Consider the following 22,701-nt stretch of genomic DNA (forward strand, 5'->3'; position numbering starts at 1 on the left):
TTTGACATGGGGGATGTCCTGCCCCCTCTGCATTCGCCTTACGCTGCGCTTAAGGCGATGCAGTTTCCCCCACAGCAAAAGCCGAGAAAACTACGGGGGCTTCCGTTATAAACTGTTCAAAGAAATATCCCCTTCCTGTGAACGGTTGCCATCCGCGCCCTGCCGCAGGAGCGGTTTGCCTTTTGCAGGGTTTCGATCGCGGGCCGGATTGCACTGCCTCTTTCGGTCTGCGATGAGTGAGCTTTGAAACCCGGAAAAAGGTAACCGCTCCAAGGCAGGATACAACGGGTTCACCGGATATTTACATATACATCCCAAAGCTGGCGTCAAGTCGAAAACTTTGATTGGGAATTGAACCTCAAGGTTTAGGTTTCGCTTTTTGTTTTTGGTTTCCCCCCCTGAAGACTTGTTATTCAAAGAGGAGAATGTGAAAATCACTATCACTCTCAGCAAAGCCGGCCGTTGACTGATAAAGCTGAGGCCACATGCAGAATATCCAAAGTCCTTGACCCCGTTTTACTAAACTCCTTTGCTTTCATGTATCATATGCGTAATAAATAATATTCAAGGCTGATCTGTGATTTCATGCGCTGTAAAAACTACCGCTTCAATTCCGGCCTGAGGGTTCACCCGAATATTTGCCCGGGAAGTCACTCCGTGCTATATGACCTTCGACGTTCAGGGTTCACCATTCAGGATTATGTTTCTTTCGTTCAGAATATTTCAGGTAAAGGTCCGTCATCGCCTGCCTTAACTTCTGATCCCGTAAAGGTTCCATCATATCCTCCGCGGCATCCAATGCACGTTTCGGGATCTGAGCCTTTCCTTTTTTCAGCATACCTCTCTTCGGTGCCTTATGGGAAAGCCAACGGGACCGCACCTCTGCCACGTCACCTAAAATAAACCTGATGTCCTTAATCTTGGCTCCGGACGGCAAGCGTGTATTCAGCCCATCAATAAAGAGCTGCCTTTGAAAGCAGAGCTGCTGCATCCAAACAGAGTCCGTTACCACGACTACCAGAATGTCTCGCTCCGAGAAACGTTCCGGCCACGCATGGATCGCGACCTGGGGACCTACGATCTCCTCCCAGACATCCCAGATCATTCCCCTCAATAGCCTGCCTCCCCATCCATATCTAAGGGCAAGTTCCCTTACTATCCCAGCAACATTAAACGGCATTTTGTCAGAATTTTCTCTTTTCATTTTCTGCAGGACTTTGAACAAATCAAATTATAGCAAGTGATAGGTGGGGACAATGCATTGGCTGTTTATGTTTTATTCCTCTATGTCAATATAAGTGAGGCACCTTATCCCTTGAGAAATCAGTGTGTTGAGGAGGCCACTATAATTTTTTATGTAACAATCCGTAATGCAAAATACGGAATAATATTAAAAATAAATATAGTTATCTTTAAAAAAGCTATACCAGCATAATGAATTGCGTTGAACGTTTCTACTGGAATCTTGAACCATTTGCTATGCATGCGATAAACCCAATCATGAGCAAATGCTAAGAATAAAAACCACAATAACAATACTCCCATATTAATTACAGCGCACCATCCTAATACTCCACACAATGTATCAACTGTCATCCTGCTCCCTCCTTTTTTGTAAAGTAAATATTCGGTGAACCCGTGGTCCACTGTGGAAGTTGCCATCCGTGCCCTGCCGCAGGAGCGGCTTGCCTTTTTGCGGGGGTTTGGGTAGCGGGGCCGGATTGCACTGCCTCTCCGGCTCGTAAGGATGGTTTATTCCTCTAAATCGAACGCCCAGGGTATATGTTCAATGGCAGGTTTTTTAAAACCGTGAAATCTGATCGCCAGGACATCAAATCGAATTTCCCTGTCCAGACAGCCCCTTTCCTGAAGATACCACTTGGCAACCCGTATAATCTGACGCCGTTTGTGATAGGTTATTGCCTCCTGGGGCAGTCCATACTTAGCATTTACCCGGGACTTTACCTCTACAAAGATCACCCGTGAGCGGTCCTCAAGGATCAGGTCTATCTCACCGCACGGCACCTGATAGTTCCGCTCGACGATATGATATCCCTTTTCCCTGAAAAAGGCTTCAGCGATTTCTTCTGCCTTTTTCCCTAATTCCTTGGCATAATTATGTCTGCGGGTGTTCATAGGTTCAGGGTTCATGCTGCGTGCTCCCGCACTCCCTTAAAGGTTCTCCTGTGGATCGGACAACAGCCGTAGAGCTTGATAGCCTTACGGTGTTCCGGAGTCGCATAGCCTTTGTTGCCGGCAAAGTTGTAATAGGGATAATACCGGTGCATCTCTTCCATAAGGCTGTCCCTGAATACCTTTGCTACTATTGAAGCGGCCGCCACGGAAAGAGACCTCTGGTCTCCTTTTATCAGGGTCTTCTGAGGCAGAATGTGGGGAATTGCTTGATTACCGTCAACAAGTAAGGCCCTGGGCCGAAGGTCCAGGCTATCCACAGCCTGGGCCATTGCCTTAAGGCTTGCCTTCAGGATATTTATCCGGTCTATTTCCGCGGATTCCACCTGGGCCACGGAGACCGCCAAGGCCTTGTCTCTTATCGCCCTGTTAAGGTCTTCCCTCTGTTTTGAGGAAAGGGCCTTTGAATCCCGAACACCGGGAAGATGAATATCAGGTGAAAAAATCACAGCAGCAGCCACTACCGGCCCTGCCAGGCAGCCACGTCCGACTTCGTCAAGACCTGCAACCGGATCAAGACCATAGTCCCACAAACTACGCTCAAAGTACAAAAAATCCGATTCTGAATCTCTGCGGCCGTTTTTCATGAAATCAAGAACGAGAGCTTATCTTTTGTCTTACTGCCTTGCCCTTGAGACCACGTAGATAGTAAAATTTGGCCCGGTTGTGCCGGCCTTCTTTTGCCAGTTCGATTTTTTCGATTCTTGGGGAGTTTATGGGGAAGATGCGCTCTACGCCAACGCCGTAAGAGACCTTTCTTACAGTAAAACTCTCAGACATGCCGCTGCCCCTGCGGCTGATTACCACGCCTTCAAATACTTGTATGCGCTCCTTTTCATCTGTCTCCCGAATCTTGACACTTACACGCACCGTGTCTCCGGGCCTAAAGTCCGGAATATCTGTTCGCATCTCTTCAAATTCAAGTCTACGCAAAATTTCCATCAGTTATATCCTCCTGAAAATGGCGAGTGCCAAATGATCGTAACCGATCACAGGGTGCTCCTTCTGAAAACGATTTGCGTCAGCCCTGTAGTTTTCTTGGCCTTCGCTGCATGGGAAACCCCGGCTCCGGAGCGAAGCGGAGGAGAACGGGGAGGGTCCCATGCTGCAAAGGCCTTAAGAAAACAAGGGGCGAGAGCATGTTGGAAGAAGAAGCACCCTGTGACCGGTTACAAATGATCCACAATTCAACGCTCAACATTATTAATTCCCTGTATTAATTCCTGTCCCCCAGAAGCCGGTCCAGGGTTATTGCAACTGCACCGCGGGCCGGCAAATGATTGTATTCCCGGTTACCCTCTATAGGGGAAATCACCCCGTCAACACTTTCAAGCACACTGTTATCAAATCCGGAAGCAGTGCCAAAGAGAAGCAAAACGCTATCGCGGCCTTGATCTTCTATCTTTTTCCGCAAACTGGGCCAGTCTATCGAGTTCGGCCATTTCCTGGCAGTAGTGGCATATACAAGAACGCTCCTTCCTGTCTCAAGATTTATCTCGCTGCGGACCTTTTCAATATCTCCAGCAATCCTTATAAGCCCCATGGCCTCTCGTCTATCCGGATTAATGCCCCCACCTGCTCCTTCCAGCCAGTGATCAACCAGGCGCCGTGCCAGGACCTGCTGATCAGGCAACGGAGTAACCAGGTAATATGCCGATAGCTCATAGGTCCGGGCAAGCCTTGCTATATCATGGATGTCCAGATTGGTGATGGCCGAGGCTATCAGCTCACCGTGGCGATTCAGGACCGGATAATGGACCAGGGCAAGGTAGATCAGCTTTCTTCCCACCCCAGGCTCCTGAGGTATTTAATGTCATTTTCATCCAATCCGGCCCTGTTAAGGAGTTCCGGCCTCTGTTCATAAGTGAGGCCAAGGGACTGCTCCCTTCTCCACCTTGCAATTCTTGCATGGTCTCCGGACATTAATACCTCCGGGACCTCCCAGCCCTTAAAAATCCTGGGTCGGGTGTATTGAGGGAACTCCAGGAGACCGTCACTGAAAGAATCCTTTTCTGCCGATGACTCACATCCCAATACACCAGGTATAAGCCTGCCGACGGCCTCTATCAATACAAGGGCTGCAATCTCGCCGCCGGACAGGACATAATCTCCGACAGACAACTCAAGATCTACGCAGTGCTCGCGAATTCGCTCATCTACTCCTTCGTATCGGCCACAAATAAGGATAAGTCGTTCGAACCGGGCAAGCTCCCCGGCAAGGGCCTGGTCAAGCAACTTCCCCCTGGGGCTCAGCAAAATGATCCTGGCCTCAGGCGGTTCCTCTTTCAAGACCTTGAGGGCCCTATAGATTGGTTCGGGCTTCATCACCATGCCCTCTCCACCACCAAAGGGCCTGTCATCGACAGTCCGGTGCCTGTCCGTAGTAAAATCCCTGAGGTTGATTGTCCTGACCTTCAGGATATCCGCCTCAATGGCCCGCCTCACCACCCCATCCTTTAAGGGCGAATCAAAAAAATTGGGAAAGATGGTAACTATGTCAAAGAGCATCGGCTTTTTTGATGAACCAGTGCCCATCAACTATTCAAGTATCTCTAAGACCGCCCTCTTCCGTATCTTTGTGGATGCGGCATTGAGTATGGTTCTCATTGCTCTGGCGGTACGTCCCTGCCGGCCTATCACCTTTCCAAGGTCTTCCTTGGATACCTTAAGTTCTATAACCGATGTCTGCTCTCCTTCGACCTCGTTTACCTCCACCGTCTCAGGATTATCTACCAGCGCCTTCGCTATGTATTCAATCAGCTCCTTCATCGTTCGCCTCCGCAGTCAATGTCCTCGTGTGGCGGTATTATATCATCACTGTTGATCAGGTTCCAATGGGTGGCCGGCTCTTTTGAGCAAGGATCTCACCGTATCCGTAGGCCTGGCACCCAATCTCAGCCACTTGTCCAATTTGAATGAATCGACCTTGAATACCGCCGGGTCCTTCAGGGGATCATAGGTGCCGAGGATCTCAAGAAACCTGCCATCTCTTTTAGCCTCGGAATTTGCCGCCACCACGCGATAAAACGGCTTCTTCTTGCGTCCACGCCGGGTCAAACGAATCCTTATCGCCATATTTACCTCCGAAAATAATTATATGACTATTGAGTTAGCTCCGCATCATATGCTAATTATAACGGGATTATTGGGTAATCATCCCTTGGAGCGACTTGCGGAAGTCCCGTAGTTTTCCTGACTTTTGCAGTACGGGAAACCCTGGCTCCGGAGCGCAGCGGAGGAGAACAGGGAGGGTCCCATGCTGCAAAAGTCTCAAAAAACAAGGGACGAGAGCATTGGAGGGACAAGGGATGATTACCCAATAATCAAAGACTATATATCGAAACGGAGCTAACTCAATAGTCATAAATAATTAAAAGGGCATAAGGCCCTTGGGGAACTGTCTAAATTTTGATTTCCTCATCTTTTTAAGCATTTTGTTCATTGCAGCATAATTTTTGAGGAGACGATTTACATCCTGTACGGCAGTGCCGCTACCCTTAGCTATCCTCCTTCTGCGGCTGCCATTTATGATAGTGTAATTCCTGCGCTCCTGGATTGTCATGGAGTTAATAATAGCTTCAACCTGTATGAGTTCTTTCTCGTCAGGGGCCAGTCCCTTCAACTGCTTCATCTTGTTCAGGCCGGGGATCATGGAGATGATTTGCTCAAGACTTCCCATCTTCCTTATCTGACGCAACTGGTCTCTGAAGTCCTCCAATGTGAAGGTATCCGTCTTAAGCTTGTCCTGAAGCTCCAGGGCCTTCTTCTTGTCAATGGTATCACGGGCCTTCTCAATCAGGCTGAGAACATCCCCCATTCCGAGAATCCGGTTGGCGATTCGATCCGGGTGAAAGGGTTCCAGGGCGTCAAGCTTTTCACCTATACCTATGAGCTTGATGGACTTCCCCGTAACCTCACGCATTGAAAGGGCGGCACCTCCTCTGGCGTCACCCTCAAGCTTGGTGAGCACAATACCTGTAATAGAAAGTTCCCGGTCAAACCTTTGGGCTACATTGACGGCATCCTGTCCGGTCATGGCATCTGCCACAAGCAGGATTTCCTGTGGGGACACAGCGGCATTTATTTCCCTGAGCTCTCCCATCAGGACCTCGTCTATATGCAAACGGCCTGCGGTATCAATGATAACCGTATCGAGGCGGGCGCTATCCGCTCTGGCAACTGACTGCCTGGCTATGTCCACAGGAGAAACAGCCGGCCCTGAAGGGAATACATCTATTTTTAACTGGTCGCCAAGGATCTTCAGCTGCTCTATGGCAGCAGGCCTGTAAACGTCGGCAGGCACGAGGTATGGTTTGCGTCCCTTTGATTTCAGCCAGCGAGCGAGCTTTGCGGCAGTCGTGGTCTTACCTGAACCCTGAAGACCCACCAGAAGTATAACTGCAGGCTGGCGTCCGGCAAGTTCCAGACCCTTATTATGCCCCCCTAATAACGCTATAAGCTCCTCATGGACAATTTTCACAACTTGTTGGCTAGGAGTCAGGCTTTCCATTACATCCTGTCCAACAGCCCGCTCTTTTACCCGGGCCATAAAGTCCTTTACGACCTTGTAGTTTACGTCTGCCTCTAAAAGGGCCAGGCGGACCTCCCTCAGGCCCTCCTGGATATTCTCCTCTGAAAGCTTTCCATAACCCTTAAGGCGTTTGAATGCGGAATTCAGGCGCTCACTCAGATTGTCAAACATAACTGCTTACATACCAAATTTTGTGGTCCGTGCTTGCTGAACAGCAAAAAATGAACCGCGAAGAACACGAGGTCGGAATTGAGGAACGGTTTTTTTATAATTTCTTCGTGCCCTTCATGATGAAAATAAAATCCAAATTATGACTGCCCACAGTAAAATCAGGGAAATCTACTTAATTCATCTCGAGGTGTCAACCTGATGCCTTTTTCGTCTTTTGGGCCCGAACACCACACTCACTGCATCATCTATCCTGGATATCAGGTGAAATTTCAGGGTATCCCTGACATGAGAAGGTATTTCATCAAGATCCCTTGCGTTGCGTTTGGGCAGAATTATCTCTTTTATACCGGCCCTGTGCGCACCCAGCACCTTTTCCTTGATTCCCCCCACGGGAAGGACCAGTCCTCTCAGGGTAATCTCGCCTGTCATGGCTACTTCAGGCCTGACAGGGCAACCCGTAAAAAGGGATATCAGCGCCATACATATTGCCACTCCGGCAGAAGGGCCGTCCTTAGGTATGGCCCCTGAGGGTACATGGACATGGATGTCCTTATCCCTGAACGCATCGGTCGGAATACCCAGATCTGAACCCTTGGAACGGACAAAACTCAGGGCGGTCTGGGCGGATTCCTTCATTACATCACCCAGCTTTCCTGTAAGCAATATCTTCCCGGAACCATTCATTTTGCCGGCCTCAACAAACAGGATTTCTCCTCCTGAGGGAGTCCACGCCAGTCCTGTAGCTACCCCCGGGACCTTGGTCCTTTCTGCAACCTCGGCCGTAAATTTGTGCGGTCCCAGGTACTGCTCCAGGCCCTTTATATTTATCTGCACCTTATCTGTCCGCCCTTTGGCCACCTGCTTTGCCACACCCCGGCACACAGCGGCTATCTGCCTTTCGAGATTCCGGACTCCCGCCTCCCGCGTGTAGGCACTGATGATCCTGGACAAGGCCGTTTTATTGATAGTGAGATTTCGCCTGGTCAGACCGTGTGCTTCAATCTGTCTTGGAATCAGGTACTTTCTGGCGATCTCAAGCTTTTCCTCAAGGGTGTAGCCCGAAAGCTCCAATACCTCCAGCCTGTCCAGCAGGGGGCTGGGTATAGTATCCAGTACGTTTGCAGTAGCAATAAAGATCACATTTGAGAGATCAAACTCTACTCCCAGATAGTGATCTGTAAAGGTGATGTTCTGTTCCGGGTCCAATACCTCCAAAAGGGCAGAAGCAGGATCCCCTCTGAAATCCACTCCTATTTTGTCAACTTCATCCAGCATCAGCACGGGGTTTTTGACCCCTGCTTTTCTGATGCCCTGAACAATACGCCCTGGCATGGCCCCTACATAAGTGCGGCGATGCCCGCGAATCTCCGCCTCGTCCCTCATGCCTCCCAGGGCTATCCTCAAAAATCTGCGCCCCATGGCACGGGCAATTGATTTGCCAAGAGAGGTCTTGCCGGTGCCTGGAGGACCGTAAAAACACAGGATCGTTCCCTTGGCGTCGGGTTTGAGCTTTCTTACCGCCAGGTATTCTATGATCCGATCCTTTACCTTCTCCAGGTCATAGTGATCCTCATTGAGGATCCGTTCCGCCTGGTCCAGGTCCAGATGATCTTCTGTAAACTCATTCCAGGGAAGCTCAAGCAGCCAGTCAATATAGGTCCGTGCTACTGTATACTCAGGGGCAAAGGGATGCATCCTGGAAAGACGATCAAGCTCGCGCTCGGCCTCTTTCATGGCGTCTTCCGGCAGACCCTTGACCTCCAGTTTTTTTCTCAGTTCTTCGATCTCATCCGGTTTCTCCTCGCCTTCCCCAAGTTCTTCTTTTATGGCCTTTAGCTGTTCTCTCAGAAAGTATTCCTTCTGTGTCTTCTCTACCTGTCCTTTGACCTGGGACTGGATCTTGTGCCCAAGTTCGAGAATTTCAAGCTGCTGGGTCAGAATACGAAGGGCCGCCTTCAGCCGCTCCTTGACATCCAATGCCTCCAATACGGCCTGCTTGTCATCAGTTGAAATATTGAGATGGCTTATCACCACGTCTGCCAAGGTGCCTGAATCATCTACGCTCATTATCATCATCCCGAGCTCTTTGGAGAGATTGGGAGACAGTTCCAGCACCTTGGAAAAAACCTGCCTGACATTTACCACAAGGGCCTGGGTCTCAATTTCATGGCTGTCTATATTCTGTACCGGCTCAACCTTTGCCTTTACATACGGTTCCTCTTCTGTAATTTCCAGAAGCCTGACTCTGGTGACCCCCTGGACTATCAGCCTCGCATGGCCTTCCTCATTCTTAGCCATACGGAGAATAAGGCCCACTGTACCCACTTTATGGTAACTAAAGGGCTTCTTATCCTCTGCTTTTTTTGTGCATATTACGGCCACGGTCCTGTCTGTTGCCAGGGCGTCATCAACCAGCTTGACCAAATTCGGCTGTTCCACCACCCATGAAACAACCATGTGCGGAAACAACACGAGATCTTCACTTGGCAATACCGGAAGCTCACGGATCGTGCTGTGCCTGGTATTTTCCTTTGTGTGTGTATTTTCACTCATTGACAGTCTCAATCGCTATCAGGATACATCAATTTTTATGGTGTTATTTGCTTTTTTGCGGAGCATCTGTATAACGAGCAGCCCGTTTTCGTAATATGCCTCCATCTGTTCAGTATCCACAGCCACCGGAATGCGAATGATGCGCTCGAAAGGGCCGTATTCAATTTCCATCTGATAAAAACGTCTGTTGTCCAAACTGACTGGCGGACGTCTCCGGCCGGCCAGATGCAGGAATTGCCCCTTAAAGATGAGATGGAGGCTTTCCTTGTCTGCGCCTGCTGTATCTGCCACCACGTAAACAGCATCAGGGCCTTCATAAATGTCTACCGCCGGCACCCAGCCTCTTCCTGAAAGCACAATAGGTCTTGAGACCTGAAAGAAATCATCTGCCAAGCATCTTACCCGATCTTGCAGAAGAGCACGCTCCACTTTTATCTTTATGACCGGCATAGCTCCCTCCATAACCGTTTGAATCCCTTGTCATCCTCAAATCGTTCCCATGATGCCTTCTCCATTCAGAACTCACGAATCAACGGTTTAGATTTTCAGTAAACCCTGAACCTTTGAACTTCTGAACGTCAAACAGTTACATTTATCCTTTCCAAAAGACAATAGGTCACATGTCATTGATAATCAAGATAAAGAAAGAAATTTGCTGTAAATATTCTTATGAACCCGTGGTCCCGCATAACCGTTCACTGGAAGGGGATATTTCTTTTCACTTAACACTTCAGCCCCTTGTTTTCTTAAGGCTTTTGACATGGGGGAGTCTTGCCCCCTCCCCGTTCTCCTTCGCTGCGCTCAGGAGCCGGGGTTTCCCCCACAGCAAAAGCCAAGAAAACTACGGGGGCTTCCGTTAAACTGTTCAAAGAAATATCCCCTTCCAGTGAACGGTTGCCATCCGTGCCCTGCCGCAGGAGCGGTTTGCCTTTTTTCGGGATTTTGGGTAGCGGGCCGGATTGCACTGCCTCTCCGGTCCGCGATGAGTGAGCTTTGAAACCCGGAAAAAGGTAACCGCTCCAAGGCAGGATATAACGGGTTCACCGAATATTTACAATTTGCTCTTGACTCAGGCACTGGTCTCATGTAATAGAAAGACCTCTTTTATTTCTCCTTGCCCTGACAAAGCCTGTTCTGCTATGTGCAGGCATTGATCAGGGCCGGATTATACAGCCCATAAGGAGACCATATATGGAATTAAGGCATTACGAAACGTTTTATCTCCTCCATCCGGACCTCACCGACGAGGAACGTGCTTCCATCTCTGAACAACTCCAGGAAATCATATCAAAAAAAAATGGCAAAACAGTAAAGATTGATCCCTGGCCCCTTCAGAAACTGGCTTACATGGTGAAAAAACAGACTCAGGGCTATTATGTGGTAATGGAATACGGCATGCCTTCCGAATCCGTTTCGGAGATTACCCGCAAACTGCAGTTGAATGAGGGTGTGATGAAATTCATTACCATAAAGCTAAATGACAAATTTGACCCTGAAGCGCCCGCCAAGGCACGGAACGAGTCTGCTCCACCTGCTGAAACAGTTGAAGAGGCTCTGGATCCCGATCAGTCCGTGGAAAAAAGAGAAAAAGAATGAAAAATTCAATAAATAATCATACAAGGCACCATCGCCGCATATATGTGCGCCGGAAGGTCTGCCGCTTTTGTGCCGACAAGTCCATGGCCATAGACTTTAAAGACCACCGGACCTTGAGTCATTTTATCACTGAAAGGGGAAAGATACTGCCCCGCCGCATTACCGGGACCTGCGCCAGGCACCAGAGACGACTGACTGCGGCCATAAAGCAGGCCAGAATAATGGCCTTGTTGCCATTCACATCAGGTCATATAATTAAAGATTAGAGATTTAGTGACCGCTCAGGATTAGAGGTTCAAAATTCATGAATCACCGGTTTAGATTTTCGGCAACCCCGGAACCTCTGAACCCTGAACCTTCAAACATAAAAGCCTGAGATTTTCATATAAAGCAGTTGGCTTATTCTCCAAAACTCTCAATCAAGTGGGTTCTGGCTTCTGTCCTCCTCTTAGTACCCCTTATGATTGGGGAGATCGCGCCTCTGTTCCAGCTTGTAGTACCAGGAATTCTTGTTGTAATAACCGAAGACATCGGTCTTGGTCTGGCAAATTCGATTATTTTCGGAAACCTTGCAGCGGGCTTTTTGCTCTGCCACCTGATCATGAAGCCCGAGGGCTTAGTATGGCTGATCCAGACTGCAGGGCTTGCAATAGTCCTCGTGGTTGCGAGAAAACAGAATTGGTCCGGGATCAAGACCCTTCTGGCAGGTTTTGCCTGTCTTTATATAACGTTCATGGCTGTGCTCACTGCCGGATCAGGCACTGATCTGCTTGACGGATATAATAAGGTCGTCCAGTTGATATCCGAAGATATGGACCAGAGTCTGGCCCTTTATAAAGAGACGTCATCCGGCATATACCAAGCGGAACTGGAAAGCTGGTTCATGCAGTTCAAAGAAGTTATTATACGCTTTCTGCCGGGACTGTTAGGTTCGGTCTTTCTGGTCATAAGCCTGAGTAATATATTGGTACCAAAAATATATCTGGCCAAAAGTCTTAAGGGCGAGGCATTTGCGCCGGCCTTCACTCAATGGAAATTGCCTGAACCACTGGTCTGGGCCATAATAGCAGCAGGCGGATTGGCCTTTTTAGGAAAAGGTATGTTAAAAACCTGCGGAGAAAATGCCCTGCTGGTGCTGAGTAGTATCTATTTTTTTCAAGGGATTGCAGTAGTTGCCTTTTATTTTGGAAGGCTGAAGGTCCCCGCATTTATCCGCTGGATCACATATATATTGCTTTGCATCCAGTGGTATGGTCTAATGCTTATCGTTATTATAGGACTGTCTGACGTATGGTTCAATCTGAGAGATAAGGCGCCATCAGGCGGACAGGCTTGAAAGCCGGAATTAATATTTAGGAAGCCCTTGAAACTTGAAATCATTTTAAACACAAATATTTCCTCGAGGTCCCAGTAAATGGAAGTCATCCTTAAAGAAACTATCCCTTCTCTCGGTAAGGCCGGAGACATGGTTAAGGTGGCAAATGGCTATGCCCGCAATTTTCTGCTCCCTAAGGGCAAGGCAATATTTGCGAGCAGAAAAAATATTTCTCAGCTTGAGCGCCAGCAGGCCTTTATCCTGGCCAAAGCTGCCAAGGAACGCGATGAGTTCGATGCTCTGGCCACTAAGCTTGGCGAACTGGATATCAGCATACCTGTCCGGGTAGGTGAAAAAGATCGTCTTTATGGTTCGGTTACCAGTCTGGACATAGCCAATGCCATAGAATCACAGGGGTATTCAATTGATCGTAAAAAGATACAGATGGACGAACCTATCAAGGCCCTTGGCGAATTTGAGATCCCAATAAGACTCAGCACGGATGTGAGGGCCACAGTCAAAGTAAGTGTGGTTCCATTGGAATCTGTTTAGATTGAGCAATCCGCAAAGATGTCCATAACATCCCTCAAGACTGTCATCGAACCATCTGGATACCGTATTCCGCCACAAAATGTGGAAGCAGAGCAGTGTATCCTCGGAGGCATTCTGATCGAGGACCAGGCCCTTCTGAAGGTTATTGAATTTCTGCGCCCGGAGGACTTTTACAAAGAGGCCCACAGTGTCATCTATGCTACAGTGCTGGATCTTTTTAACCGAAATGAGCCTCAAGACCTTGTAACTGTTCACAATGCCCTGAAATCCATGGGAAAACTTGAAGCGGTCGGGGGGGCAGCCTATCTGGCGGAGATCACGGAAACCGTACCTGTGGCCGCCAATATCGGCTACTACGGCAAAATCGTTTGGGACAAGGCCGTCCTCCGCCGCCTCATTCAAAAGGCATCGGACATATCCACCCTTTGCTACGAAGAAGCAGGGGATGTGGATGAGATACTGGAATCTGCCGAGGCATCCATATTCGAGATCTCTCAGGCCAAAATCCGTCAGGCCTTTCACCCCCTCAAGAGCATACTCAGGGACAGCATCAAGAAGGTTGAGGATCTGTACGAGCGCAAGGAACTGATTACCGGCGTGCCAACAGGCTTTACAGATCTGGACAGGCTGACTGCAGGGTTTCAGCCATCCGACCTTATTATCGTTGCAGGTCGTCCCAGCATGGGAAAGACCGCCTTTGCCCTGAATATCGCGCAGCACGCAGCCATTGCCAACGATGTATGTGTTGCGATCTTCTCTTTGGAGATGTCCAGGGATCAGCTGGCCCTCAGAATGCTGTGCTCAGAGGCCATGGTCAATGCACAGAAGGTAAGGACGGGTTTCCTGAGCGAGCGGGACTGGCCGAAGCTGATAAACGCCGCGGGTCATCTCTCCGAGGCACCTATCTTTATCGATGACACACCGGCCTTATCCGTCATGGAGATAAGGGCCAAGGCCAGAAGACTTAAGACCAGGCACGAGCTTGGCCTTATATTGGTGGATTACATGCAGCTCATGCGGGGAAGGGGACGCAACGAGAGCCGGGAGCAGGAGATCTCCGAGATCTCAAGGTCACTTAAGGCAATGGCCAAAGAGCTGAATGTCCCTGTAGTAGCCCTGTCTCAGCTCAACCGCAAGGTAGAGGACAGGCCGAACAAAAGACCGCAGATGGCGGACCTCAGGGAGTCAGGGGCCATAGAACAGGATGCGGATGTGATAGCCTTCATATACCGGGACGAAGTCTATAATCGATCCGAGGACAACCCGAACAGGGGCATGGCTGAAATCATCTTGGGGAAGCAGAGAAACGGTCCCATTGGTGTTGTAAAGCTGGCCTTTGTAGACAAATACGCCACCTTTGCCAACCTGTCTCGCGAATCAGAATATTGAGTCTCTGTTACATGAGCTCTTGCAGGAAGGTGGTGTAAGGCCATCAGGGGAGCTCATAACAAACCTCAGGGTCTATATAGAGGAGCTTCATTCCTGGAATCAGCACACCAACCTGACCGGCCTCAAGACCATGGAGGAAATGGCCGTCAAGCACGTGGGCGATACCTTGACTCTGATTCGTGTCCTGCCGGAGGATGTCCACTATGTGCTGGATATAGGCACGGGCCCCGGGGTTCCTGGATTCATACTCAAGCTGTTTTGTCCCGATCTTGAAATAGTACTTGTTGATGCAGTCCGGAAGAAGGTCTCATTTCTCAATACCATGATTGCAAAAATCGGCCTTACGGGTATCCGGGCAGAGCACTGTCGAGTGAGCCCCAAAGATATACCAGGACATTCCCCGCCGGAAGGCTTTGATATTATCGTCAGCCAGGCAGCAGGGCCTCTGGACGAGCTTGCCCGCATGGCCGGGCCTTTAATGTCAGCAAACGGCCTGGTAATAGCCATGAAGGGTCCCGGGATGAACGAAAAACTGAAAAGGGAAATCGGCTGCCTGCAAAGGCATGGATGGGAAACCAGTATCATAAAGACCCAAACACCTGTTGGCAGCTTTAGACGAAATCTCATTATGCTACGAAAATGCTGATTACACTCCCTGGCGATCGGCAGACTTTTTCGGGTTTCAAAGCATAATCTGTGCAAATGCCGCTTTTGTTGCAATTTGCCCGCGGTTGAAACCCTGCAAAAGTCTGCCGATCGCCAGGGAGAGAGCGAATAATTACCGCAAGGACAAATGGCAGAACTACACCTGTGGCAGCGGGATATCATGATCCTGCTTCTTCTTGGCTGGAGTAACTTTCTGCCCATACTGGGGAGGGTCGTTCTCAAGGAACGCCTTTCCGCTCCCTTGGACATGGGATATAAATGGATAGACGGCCGTTATCTATTGGGCCCGCACAAGACCTGGAGGGGAATAATCATTTCAGTCGTTGGGACGGGTCTGGCCGGTTACTTTACGCCTTTTGGCCTTGTTCTCGGGCTTAAGCTTGCCATTTGCTCCATGTCCGGCGATCTGATCTCAAGCCTTGCAAAACGACGTATGGGTTTGAAAAGTGGTGACAGGGCCTTTTTGCTGGATCAGGGCCTCGAGTCATTTCTCCCTTTATGGATACTCAAGGACAGCCTCTTCATCTGCTGGACTGAGATAATCCTGATAGTCTCTTCCTTCACATTACTTGAGATCGGCCTCTCTCCACTCCTTTACATTCTTCATCTCAGGAAAAATCCTCACTGAATTCATGGCTATCTTAAAGGCAGACCTCCACATACATACTTCCGAAGACCCTGAAGATCTTGTTCTTTACAGCGCAACCGAACTCATAGACATGGCCTGCAGGCTGGGATACTCTGTACTGGCCATAACCAACCACAATTGTGTCACCTATAGCGGATACCTGAGGGATTATGCCAAAGAAAGGGGAATAGTGTTGATACCGGGTATGGAGGCAACAATCCAGGGCCGGCATGTACTCCTTCATAACATGGATTTTCAACAGGTGAAACGTGACAAAATCGCCCGTCTGGATTACTTGAAAAGGCCTGATAACCTGATAATTGCTCCCCACCCATATTTTCCCGGCCTGGTGTCACTGAGGGGCATGCTGAGGCGGCATGTCAATCTCTTTGACGCAGTGGAATATTGCCATTTTTATTCTGAGCGGCTGGACTTTAACCGCCCTGCGATAAAATTTGCAAAAGAACACGATCTCCCCATGGTGGGATCTTCCGACGCCCATCAAAGATGCCAGTTCCACACTACTTACTCGCTCATAGAGGCGGAACCTGAACCGGAATCGGTTATCCGGGCCGTCAAGTCCGGTAAGGTCCGGATAGTCACTCGTCCACTTCCCCTGTCTCTCCTGCTGAAAATCGAATTAAAGATGTTCTGGAGAAACAGGATCCTAAAAAGATTTTGAGTTTTAGTCCCTCTTTATTGAAAGCACTATGGCCATGTGATACTAAACGGTCCAGGTTATGGAAACTCACACTCATATCCAGAGAATCGTTCTGCTCATACTGGGCCTTGTGCTGACACTTCCGGCAACGGGTCTGACGGCCTCAGGACCTGAAAGGGCCTTAGCCGGACAGCTTAAAGAAGAAAAAACGCTTTCTCAAATCGAGGCCAGTCCTTCACCAGGGGCTGAGCCCTGGCACATAGAGGCCCTGCGGCTGACTTATTTCCACTCTTCGGATGTAATTATGGGCGAAGGAGCAGTCCGGGTCTGGAGGGGTGATCTCAAGGTATGTGCAGACCGGATCATGTATGACAGGCACAGGGCCAAGGTATGGGCAAACGGCAATGTGGTCATATACCTCGACACGGATGTTTTGAAGGGAACAGAAGGAGAACTGGATCTCAATACATCTACAGGCACAATAGAGAATGCCGAGCTCTTTTTGCAGAGAAATAACATACACCTTCTGGCCAAACAGATCCAGAAGACAGGTCCTGAAGAATATCGGGCAAAACATGCCACCATCAGTACCTGTCCTCTTCCCAAGCAGGCATGGAGCTTCAAGTGTCGGGACCTCAGGCTTACCATTGAAGGCATGGCCTTTGCCAAAAGCAGCTCCTTCAACATAAGGGACATTCCCGTGCTCTACAGCCCGTGGGTTATACTGCCCATAAACAAATACAGAAAAACAGGATTATTGTTACCCTACTTTTCTTCGTCCAAAAGGAATGGAGCAGAGCTTAATGTCCCCTTCTTCTGGGCCATTAACGACAGCATGGATGCCACTTTTTATCAGCACCCCATGGCTGAGAGGGGATGGATGGAGGGAGTGGAGCTCCGTCATGTATTTTCCGAGAAAGACAGGGGAATCCTCCGATACAACTTCCTGGTAGATACCCTGGAAGACGACGACTTCAACGATGACGGGCATACAAGAGGTAATGAAAGACGCTGGTGGCTGAGGGCAAAGGCAGACCAGCAACTCCCCTGGGGCCTTGAAGCCAAGGTGGACGCGGACACGGTCAGCGACAGGGATTACCTGTTGGAATTTGATGACGGGCCGATGGGTTACGATGAAACAAACAGGGCATTCCGAAAGACCTTTGGCCGTTCCCTAACTGACGAAACTGACCTGATTCGCCCTTCAACTCTCCAGATAACCAAGCTCACACAGGACATGTTTTTCGGAAGCGAAGGCCGCTATAACGATAACCTGGAAGCAGGGAAACAGGATGAGACCGTACAGACATATCCCAGGTTGGAGCTTCACGGATTCAGAAAGCCTCTCTTTGATTCCCCTTTTTACTATGATTGGGCTACCTCGTATGTATATTACTGGAGAGAGACAGGTATTAGGGAACAACGCCTGCACATAGAGCCAAGGATATCCTTGCCGTTAAATTTCTATAACCTGGCCGATTTAATTTTAAGCGGATCCATCGAAGAGACCGTGTATGAGACCGGCGGCCATGATCCGGAACAGCACCCCGATAGCCATCCCAACAGGCTGCTCTGTAATCTGAAAGCCGACCTGAGCACGACTTTTGGACGGACCTATCGCCTTTCGGGCGAAAAGACCGTAAGACACAGCATACGGCCCAGGCTGACTTACCAGTATCGCCCCTCTGAGGACCAGGACGATCTGCCTGATATCGACGCCCTGGACCGGCTTGAACCCGTAAACCGGATTACATGGTCCCTGCTCTCGTTCCTCAGCAGCAAAACTCCCCTTGGCAATAACAGATTTGCCTATACAGACGTTGTAAGGTTCTTCGTAGAGCAGAGCTATGACACCAGGGAAAACATGAGAGACCTGCCGGGTGAAGATGACCCCGGACATTTTTCCGAGATTTATGCCGAGCTGGATCTTCGACCTTTCCCCAACTTCTTTATGCGCTATGACACTACATACAATGTCTATGGAAAAGGTTTTACCAGGTACAACTTCCTGGGGCGCCTATCAAACTCTACAGGCGATCATCTGGATATAGATTACAGGTACAACTGCTTTGCCCACATAAATGAACTCAACCTTGAGATATATACTGCATTTTCACCTTCCTGGTATGGAATATGTGAGTTAAAGAGGAATCTCTCCGAAGACTCAGATCTTGATTCCGTTTTTGGTCTCCGGTACCAATCAACTTGTTGGGCCCTTAAAGGCGAATTGAAAAAGGACGAGGACGAAACCCGCTTTTCATTCCACCTTGAGCTTTTGGGCATTGGAGGCTGGGGCCATAAGGATTAAGAATTTATGGGCTGAACCAGGTGCGCCTTCAGTGCCAGCGAAACGCATGATCAGGCTTGACAGCCCATGATGAGACTGCTATGAAAAAGCGATCGATTTATCCTGACCGAAACGAGACTATTTGGAGATTTGTCAGTAATAATATTTAGTTAGTTGGGATGCCAAATTATATAGATATGCAGTCAAGTTTCAGAAGATAAGGCTTTTGGGGAGGAATGGATTGATGAGTGAGAGCATATTGGGGAAAAAATTTAAAGAACTTTACAAGGTTTTGTGTACAGGGGAATGGAATGCCACTCTCTGTGGTATCCTGGTCGCCCTTTTGAGCATTATCTGCCTGGCCTGGGCCCGTCCCTGGGGTGCGGTCGGCGCTGTGAGAAACTGGGGCCAGTGGATACTCTATGGCATACACGTATTTGGGGATAAACCATCAAGTATCCTCGTCAACAGCGGTTCTGTCATCGGCCTGGGTTTTGTGGCAGGTGCCTTTATTTCGGCCTGCCTTGGAGGGGACTTTGCCATCAGGATTCCCCCGAGACTGGAGCTGGTGAAGGCGGTTTTTGCAGGGATATTAATGGGCATCGGTTCCGCCATGTCAGGTGGATGTAACATAGGCGGCTTTTACAATTCGGTTGGGAATCTCTCTGCCAGTGGATTTTGTATGTTCGTGGGGATCATCATAGGTGCAGTGATCGCTGTCAAGTACCTTTATTGGGAAATGGAGCATATTTCTTGGGGCTCTGGTGGAGCAAAGACCTTCGGACTTCCCTTGCCCCTCCAGATCATCCTGGGTATTGCCGCACTTGGTGTTCTTATCTGGGGGACTAATGTCTATGCAACCAGTGACGATGATGCTCTGGTACGGCTGGCCGGGCTGTTGATTATTCCTGCCTGCATTGGATATACAATGCAGCGCGGGCGCTGGTGCATGATTCAGGGCTTTCGTGAGCCTCACCTGTCAGGTGATGCCAAAATGGCCAAGTCTGTGGCCCTCAGTGTAGCTATTGTGGCCGCCGGAGTTGCGGTCCTCAAATTTACCGAGCTCCGGGCGATTGAACACTATGTCAGGGGTTTCTTTGGCTGGGGCGGCGTTGTAGGAGGCATTATTTTCGGCTTTGGCGGTGTAATTGCCGGAGGCTGCGGAACCGGAACCCTCTGGCGCATGGGTGAGGGTCAGATTAAGCTATGGATTGTGGGACTTTTCTTCGGCGTTTCTAATGCCATTGTAGATGGGTGGTTCAAGGCCAATGACTGGGAAGGAATGGAGGATTGGTTAGATGAAGGCATAACCAACAGCGGCAAATTCGGCAGCTTTGTGTACATGCCTGACACCTGGCTCGGCTACGGAGGCACCCTGGCCCTTATCTTTCTTGCAATGGCCCTCTGGTGGGTCATTGTGAACTGGAATGAAGAGACGGAAAAGCTGGTCGTACCGATGTAGTCGGCTTAGAAATTTCGCCTTTCTGTTTATCAAGGTAATTTAATAAAAAGCCCGGCGGGTTTTCTGTCCTGTCGGGCTTTTTGCACAACGATGCAGGCATCAATTAGCAGCTTAACCATCACCACGCCTTAAGAAGACCAGGATATCTCCACCCGGGCTTTTCTGCAAAAGACGCACCTTGCCCAACCGGGCAAGCTCAAGTATTGCCAGAAACGTAACAATGATCATTTCCCGCTCTTCTGAAAAAAAAAGATCAAAGAACCGCATACTTCCGGTCTGCCCGAGTTCTTCGGCAAGAGATTCCATTCGTTCAGAAAGACTGGCCCTGGCCCTGGTGATTTCAAGGACCCTGGGAAGAGAGCTGTTCCTCAGCACCTTTTTGAAGGCAGTAATGAGATCTGCAAGGCTTGCATCAAAATTCCATTCAGATTCAGGCCCAGTGGTTCTCTCTTCCCAAACTTTTAACCCTTCACCCTCCAGCCCCCCTTCACGGATAAACACGTCCCTGCCCAGTATCGGTCTGCGCTCAAGGGACGCGGCTGCCTCCCTCATCTGGACCAGCTCTTGAAGGGGCCGGACTATCTCGAGCCTGGGATCGTCTTCAGGATCTGGAGGATCAGGCCTTGGCAAGAGCATTCTGGACTTGATGTGCATCAAGGTGGCAGCCATCACCAGATATTCACCGGCTACCACCACGTCAAGGGCGGCCTGCATGAACTCCAGGTACTCCAGGTACTGGGCGGTCACCACGGCTATGGGGATATCGGTAATTTCGATCTTATTCTTCTGGATTAAGTGAAGAAGCAGATCCAGAGGTCCCTCGAAGACCTCCAGCTTTACCTGGCATTCCGGTTCCAAAGGGCGCTCCAGACCTGGGCCATTGTAGACTGTGCAACCTTTCTGGCCCTGCTGGCCCCATCTGCCAGTACGGCCCTGACCTTGCCGGGATCGGCAGCAAGGGCCTCTCTCTTCTGCCAGATCGGATCCATTTTTCGGATAATGGCCTCGGCAAGCTCTTTCTTACATGCCGCACAGCCCCGCCTGGCCGCCTTGCATTCAGATACAATGACCTCAAGCTGTTCCGGTGGCTGATAAAGCCTGTGAAGCCTGAAGGCTATACAGCGGTTTTCAGGATCACCGGGATCTCTCATCCTCGGCCGCTTTATATCAGTGATCATCGTGGATATTTTTTTTCTTACCACGTCCGGAGGATCTGACAGAAATATAGAGTTTCCATAACTCTTGCTCATTTTTCTGCCGTCCAGGCCAGGAAGCTTGGGGACTTCAGCCAGCAGGGCCTCAGGTACTGAAAAAATATCCTTATACAGATAATTAAACCTGCGCGTGATTTCCCGGGCCAATTCAATATGGGGCAGTTGATCCACGCCTACAGGCACTTTGTTACCCTTGTACAGTAATATGTCAGCAGCCTGGAGCACTGGATAACCCAGAAAACCAAAGGTTGCCAGTTCCTTTTCCTTGAGATGCTGCTGTTGTTCCTTATACGTAGGATTGCGTTCCAGCCATGAAACAGGCGTGATCATGGAAAGCATGAGATGAAGCTCTGCATGCTCCTTTACTTCTGACTGGATAAACAGGGTGGCCCTGTCCGGATCTATGCCCGCTGCCAGCCAGTCCAGCACCATATCATCCATGTTTGACGGGATATCCTGCGGGCGTTCGTAACTGGTAGTCAGGGCATGCCAGTCAGCCACAAGAAAGAAGCACTCATATTTATCCTGAAGACGCCTCCAGTTCTCGAGCACACCGTGCAGATGCCCCAGGTGCAGCTTGCCGGTGGGCCTCATGCCGCTCAGTATTCGCTGTTTTGCCTGTTTATTCATAAAGGCCTGCCTCAAAGTACCGTTCCCAATAGGAGTTTATTCAGATATAGGATCAGCGGAACGATAACGCGGCCGGTTACCCCTGTAAAGACAAGTACCAGAATAAGCAGAAAACCATAACGCTCAAACCTCTCGAAAGAGCTTGCCAGGCCGGGAGGAAGTATTCCCATAAGTATCTTGCTGCCGTCGAGAGGCGGGATAGGGAGGAGATTGAACACCGCAAGCCCTATATTAATCTGCACACTCACATATGCCATGTATAGAACCGGGCGTATAAAAAAGCCCGACGCCTCCCAAAACGGCCCCAGGAACTGCCTCAACAAAACAGCGCTCAATATTGCCAGAAGGATATTTGCCCCTGGACCTGCCAGCGAGACCCAGACCATGCCATTCCTGGGATTTTTAAAATAACCGGGGTTAACCGGTACCGGTTTTGCCCAACCTATGGTCTGAGTAATAAAAAATACCATTGTGCCGATGGGATCGAGATGACGGATAGGGTTAAGGGTAAGCCGTCCCATAAGCTTTGCAGTAGGGTCGCCGAGGCGATAAGCCACCCACCCGTGGGCCATTTCATGCACGGTAACAGCAAGAAGTATGGGTGGTGTGAGTATTGCGAATCTCTGTATTATGGCAGCAAAATCCATTTCATTAAATGACAGGCCACCGGATTTTCAAACCTTTTCCCTGTCTCCTTCACCGGGGTCCAAAAGGCTATTATGACTATTGAGCGTGTCCCGTAAATCATATCAGCCGAAGATTTCGATTCGGCCAAATTTTGGCCTTATGCCCCTCTGGACTTTCTGGAAATGCTGATTATTGAGATTCATTGTCATAAGAGCCTTATTCCACC

The 22,701-nt window shown here is 49.5% G+C and carries 28 protein-coding genes; 11 read left to right on the forward strand and 17 right to left on the reverse strand.

The annotated features are described in order from the left end of the window. Positions 1-105: 105 nt before the first annotated feature. From C4B57_05280 to C4B57_05305, 6 genes are all read right to left on the reverse strand, one after another. Entirely contained in the window at positions 106-285 is a 180-nt protein-coding gene (locus tag C4B57_05280; GenBank protein ID PXF54745.1) for a hypothetical protein, read from the reverse strand. A 400-nt stretch (positions 286-685) separates the two neighbouring features. Next, the gene (locus tag C4B57_05285) at positions 686-1,225 is read right to left on the reverse strand and encodes a hypothetical protein (GenBank protein PXF54746.1); all 540 of its coding nucleotides are present in this window, start codon (positions 1,223-1,225) and stop codon (positions 686-688) included. A gap of 128 nt (positions 1,226-1,353) precedes the next feature. Next, positions 1,354-1,596 (reverse strand): hypothetical protein, encoded by a 243-nt coding sequence (locus tag C4B57_05290; protein ID PXF54747.1) that lies wholly within the window; start codon positions 1,594-1,596, stop codon positions 1,354-1,356. 156 nt (positions 1,597-1,752) lie between these two features. Then, complete coding sequence (locus C4B57_05295) at positions 1,753-2,151, reverse strand: YraN family protein (protein PXF54748.1); 399 nt, start codon at positions 2,149-2,151, stop codon at positions 1,753-1,755. Beyond that, on the reverse strand, positions 2,148-2,780 hold the full coding sequence (locus tag C4B57_05300) for a ribonuclease HII (protein ID PXF54749.1): 633 nt from the start codon (positions 2,778-2,780) through the stop codon (positions 2,148-2,150). The genes C4B57_05295 and C4B57_05300 overlap by 4 nt, the downstream gene beginning before the upstream one ends. Before the next feature lie 4 nt (positions 2,781-2,784). Further along, positions 2,785-3,135 (reverse strand): 50S ribosomal protein L19, encoded by a 351-nt coding sequence (locus C4B57_05305; protein ID PXF54750.1) that lies wholly within the window; start codon positions 3,133-3,135, stop codon positions 2,785-2,787. Positions 3,136-3,168: 33 nt separating this feature from the next. On the opposite strand from C4B57_05305, the gene C4B57_05310 reads away from it, so the two are divergent. Then, the gene (locus C4B57_05310) at positions 3,169-3,372 is read left to right on the forward strand and encodes a hypothetical protein (protein ID PXF54751.1); all 204 of its coding nucleotides are present in this window, start codon (positions 3,169-3,171) and stop codon (positions 3,370-3,372) included. Between the two features lie 37 nt (positions 3,373-3,409). Here the strand turns inward: C4B57_05310 and C4B57_05315 are convergent, their stop codons facing one another. From C4B57_05315 to C4B57_05350, 8 genes are all read right to left on the reverse strand, one after another. Beyond that, complete coding sequence (locus C4B57_05315; GenBank protein PXF54752.1) at positions 3,410-4,000, reverse strand: hypothetical protein; 591 nt, start codon at positions 3,998-4,000, stop codon at positions 3,410-3,412. Continuing rightward, positions 3,967-4,701 carry a tRNA (guanosine(37)-N1)-methyltransferase TrmD gene (locus C4B57_05320; protein ID PXF54855.1) on the reverse strand — a complete coding sequence of 245 codons (735 nt, stop codon included), beginning with the start codon at positions 4,699-4,701 and terminating at the stop codon, positions 3,967-3,969. Before C4B57_05320 ends, C4B57_05315 begins: the two co-directional genes overlap by 34 nt. A 30-nt stretch (positions 4,702-4,731) precedes the next feature. Further along, positions 4,732-4,962 carry an RNA-binding protein gene (locus C4B57_05325; GenBank protein ID PXF54753.1) on the reverse strand — a complete coding sequence of 77 codons (231 nt, stop codon included), beginning with the start codon at positions 4,960-4,962 and terminating at the stop codon, positions 4,732-4,734. Positions 4,963-5,007: 45 nt separating this feature from the next. Next, the gene (gene rpsP, locus C4B57_05330) at positions 5,008-5,268 is read right to left on the reverse strand and encodes a 30S ribosomal protein S16 (protein ID PXF54754.1); all 261 of its coding nucleotides are present in this window, start codon (positions 5,266-5,268) and stop codon (positions 5,008-5,010) included. Between the two features lie 295 nt (positions 5,269-5,563). Then, complete coding sequence (locus C4B57_05335; GenBank protein ID PXF54755.1) at positions 5,564-6,895, reverse strand: signal recognition particle protein; 1,332 nt, start codon at positions 6,893-6,895, stop codon at positions 5,564-5,566. Between the two features lie 177 nt (positions 6,896-7,072). After that, on the reverse strand, positions 7,073-9,448 hold the full coding sequence (lon, locus tag C4B57_05340; GenBank protein ID PXF54756.1) for an endopeptidase La: 2,376 nt from the start codon (positions 9,446-9,448) through the stop codon (positions 7,073-7,075). Positions 9,449-9,466: 18 nt separating this feature from the next. Beyond that, a complete protein-coding gene (locus C4B57_05345) occupies positions 9,467-9,910 on the reverse strand; it encodes an Hsp20/alpha crystallin family protein (protein ID PXF54757.1) in 444 nt (147 codons plus the stop codon). A 284-nt stretch (positions 9,911-10,194) separates the two neighbouring features. Further along, positions 10,195-10,413 carry a hypothetical protein gene (locus C4B57_05350; protein ID PXF54758.1) on the reverse strand — a complete coding sequence of 73 codons (219 nt, stop codon included), beginning with the start codon at positions 10,411-10,413 and terminating at the stop codon, positions 10,195-10,197. 226 nt (positions 10,414-10,639) lie between these two features. Here C4B57_05350 and rpsF point away from each other — a divergent pair, with 226 nt between their 5' ends. The 10 genes from rpsF (at position 10,640) to C4B57_05400 (ending at position 20,004) form a co-directional block, all read left to right on the forward strand. Then, complete coding sequence (gene rpsF, locus C4B57_05355) at positions 10,640-11,044, forward strand: 30S ribosomal protein S6 (protein ID PXF54759.1); 405 nt, start codon at positions 10,640-10,642, stop codon at positions 11,042-11,044. Continuing rightward, complete coding sequence (gene rpsR / locus C4B57_05360; protein ID PXF54760.1) at positions 11,041-11,310, forward strand: 30S ribosomal protein S18; 270 nt, start codon at positions 11,041-11,043, stop codon at positions 11,308-11,310. The genes rpsF and rpsR overlap by 4 nt, the downstream gene beginning before the upstream one ends. A 194-nt stretch (positions 11,311-11,504) precedes the next feature. Further along, positions 11,505-12,380 (forward strand): hypothetical protein, encoded by an 876-nt coding sequence (locus C4B57_05365; GenBank protein PXF54761.1) that lies wholly within the window; start codon positions 11,505-11,507, stop codon positions 12,378-12,380. Between the two features lie 78 nt (positions 12,381-12,458). Further along, entirely contained in the window at positions 12,459-12,911 is a 453-nt protein-coding gene (locus C4B57_05370; GenBank protein ID PXF54762.1) for a 50S ribosomal protein L9, read from the forward strand. An 18-nt stretch (positions 12,912-12,929) separates the two neighbouring features. Then, positions 12,930-14,300, forward strand: coding sequence for a replicative DNA helicase (locus tag C4B57_05375; protein ID PXF54763.1), 1,371 nt, complete (start codon positions 12,930-12,932; stop codon positions 14,298-14,300). Continuing rightward, positions 14,269-14,946, forward strand: a complete 678-nt coding sequence (gene rsmG / locus C4B57_05380; GenBank protein ID PXF54764.1) for a 16S rRNA (guanine(527)-N(7))-methyltransferase RsmG — start codon at positions 14,269-14,271, stop codon at positions 14,944-14,946. Before C4B57_05375 ends, rsmG begins: the two co-directional genes overlap by 32 nt. A 147-nt stretch (positions 14,947-15,093) precedes the next feature. After that, entirely contained in the window at positions 15,094-15,594 is a 501-nt protein-coding gene (locus tag C4B57_05385; GenBank protein PXF54765.1) for a CDP-archaeol synthase, read from the forward strand. A gap of 4 nt (positions 15,595-15,598) precedes the next feature. Continuing rightward, entirely contained in the window at positions 15,599-16,276 is a 678-nt protein-coding gene (locus tag C4B57_05390) for a hypothetical protein (GenBank protein ID PXF54766.1), read from the forward strand. A 58-nt stretch (positions 16,277-16,334) separates the two neighbouring features. Next, the gene (locus tag C4B57_05395; protein PXF54767.1) at positions 16,335-18,563 is read left to right on the forward strand and encodes a hypothetical protein; all 2,229 of its coding nucleotides are present in this window, start codon (positions 16,335-16,337) and stop codon (positions 18,561-18,563) included. Positions 18,564-18,786: 223 nt separating this feature from the next. Further along, positions 18,787-20,004, forward strand: coding sequence for a YeeE/YedE family protein (locus tag C4B57_05400; GenBank protein PXF54768.1), 1,218 nt, complete (start codon positions 18,787-18,789; stop codon positions 20,002-20,004). Between the two features lie 111 nt (positions 20,005-20,115). On the opposite strand, the gene C4B57_05405 is transcribed toward C4B57_05400, so the two are convergent. Genes C4B57_05405 through C4B57_05415 form a run of 3 tightly spaced genes read right to left on the reverse strand, consistent with a single transcriptional unit; the run spans position 20,116 to position 22,495 of the window. Beyond that, entirely contained in the window at positions 20,116-20,874 is a 759-nt protein-coding gene (locus tag C4B57_05405) for a chromosome segregation protein ScpA (protein PXF54769.1), read from the reverse strand. Beyond that, a complete protein-coding gene (gene trpS, locus C4B57_05410) occupies positions 20,841-21,848 on the reverse strand; it encodes a tryptophan--tRNA ligase (protein PXF54770.1) in 1,008 nt (335 codons plus the stop codon). Before trpS ends, C4B57_05405 begins: the two co-directional genes overlap by 34 nt. Before the next feature lie 11 nt (positions 21,849-21,859). Further along, entirely contained in the window at positions 21,860-22,495 is a 636-nt protein-coding gene (locus C4B57_05415) for a site-2 protease family protein (GenBank protein PXF54771.1), read from the reverse strand. Positions 22,496-22,701 lie beyond the last annotated feature (206 nt).

It is taken from the genome of Deltaproteobacteria bacterium (assembly GCA_003194485.1).
Lineage (GTDB): Bacteria > Desulfobacterota > Dissulfuribacteria > Dissulfuribacterales > UBA3076 > UBA3076.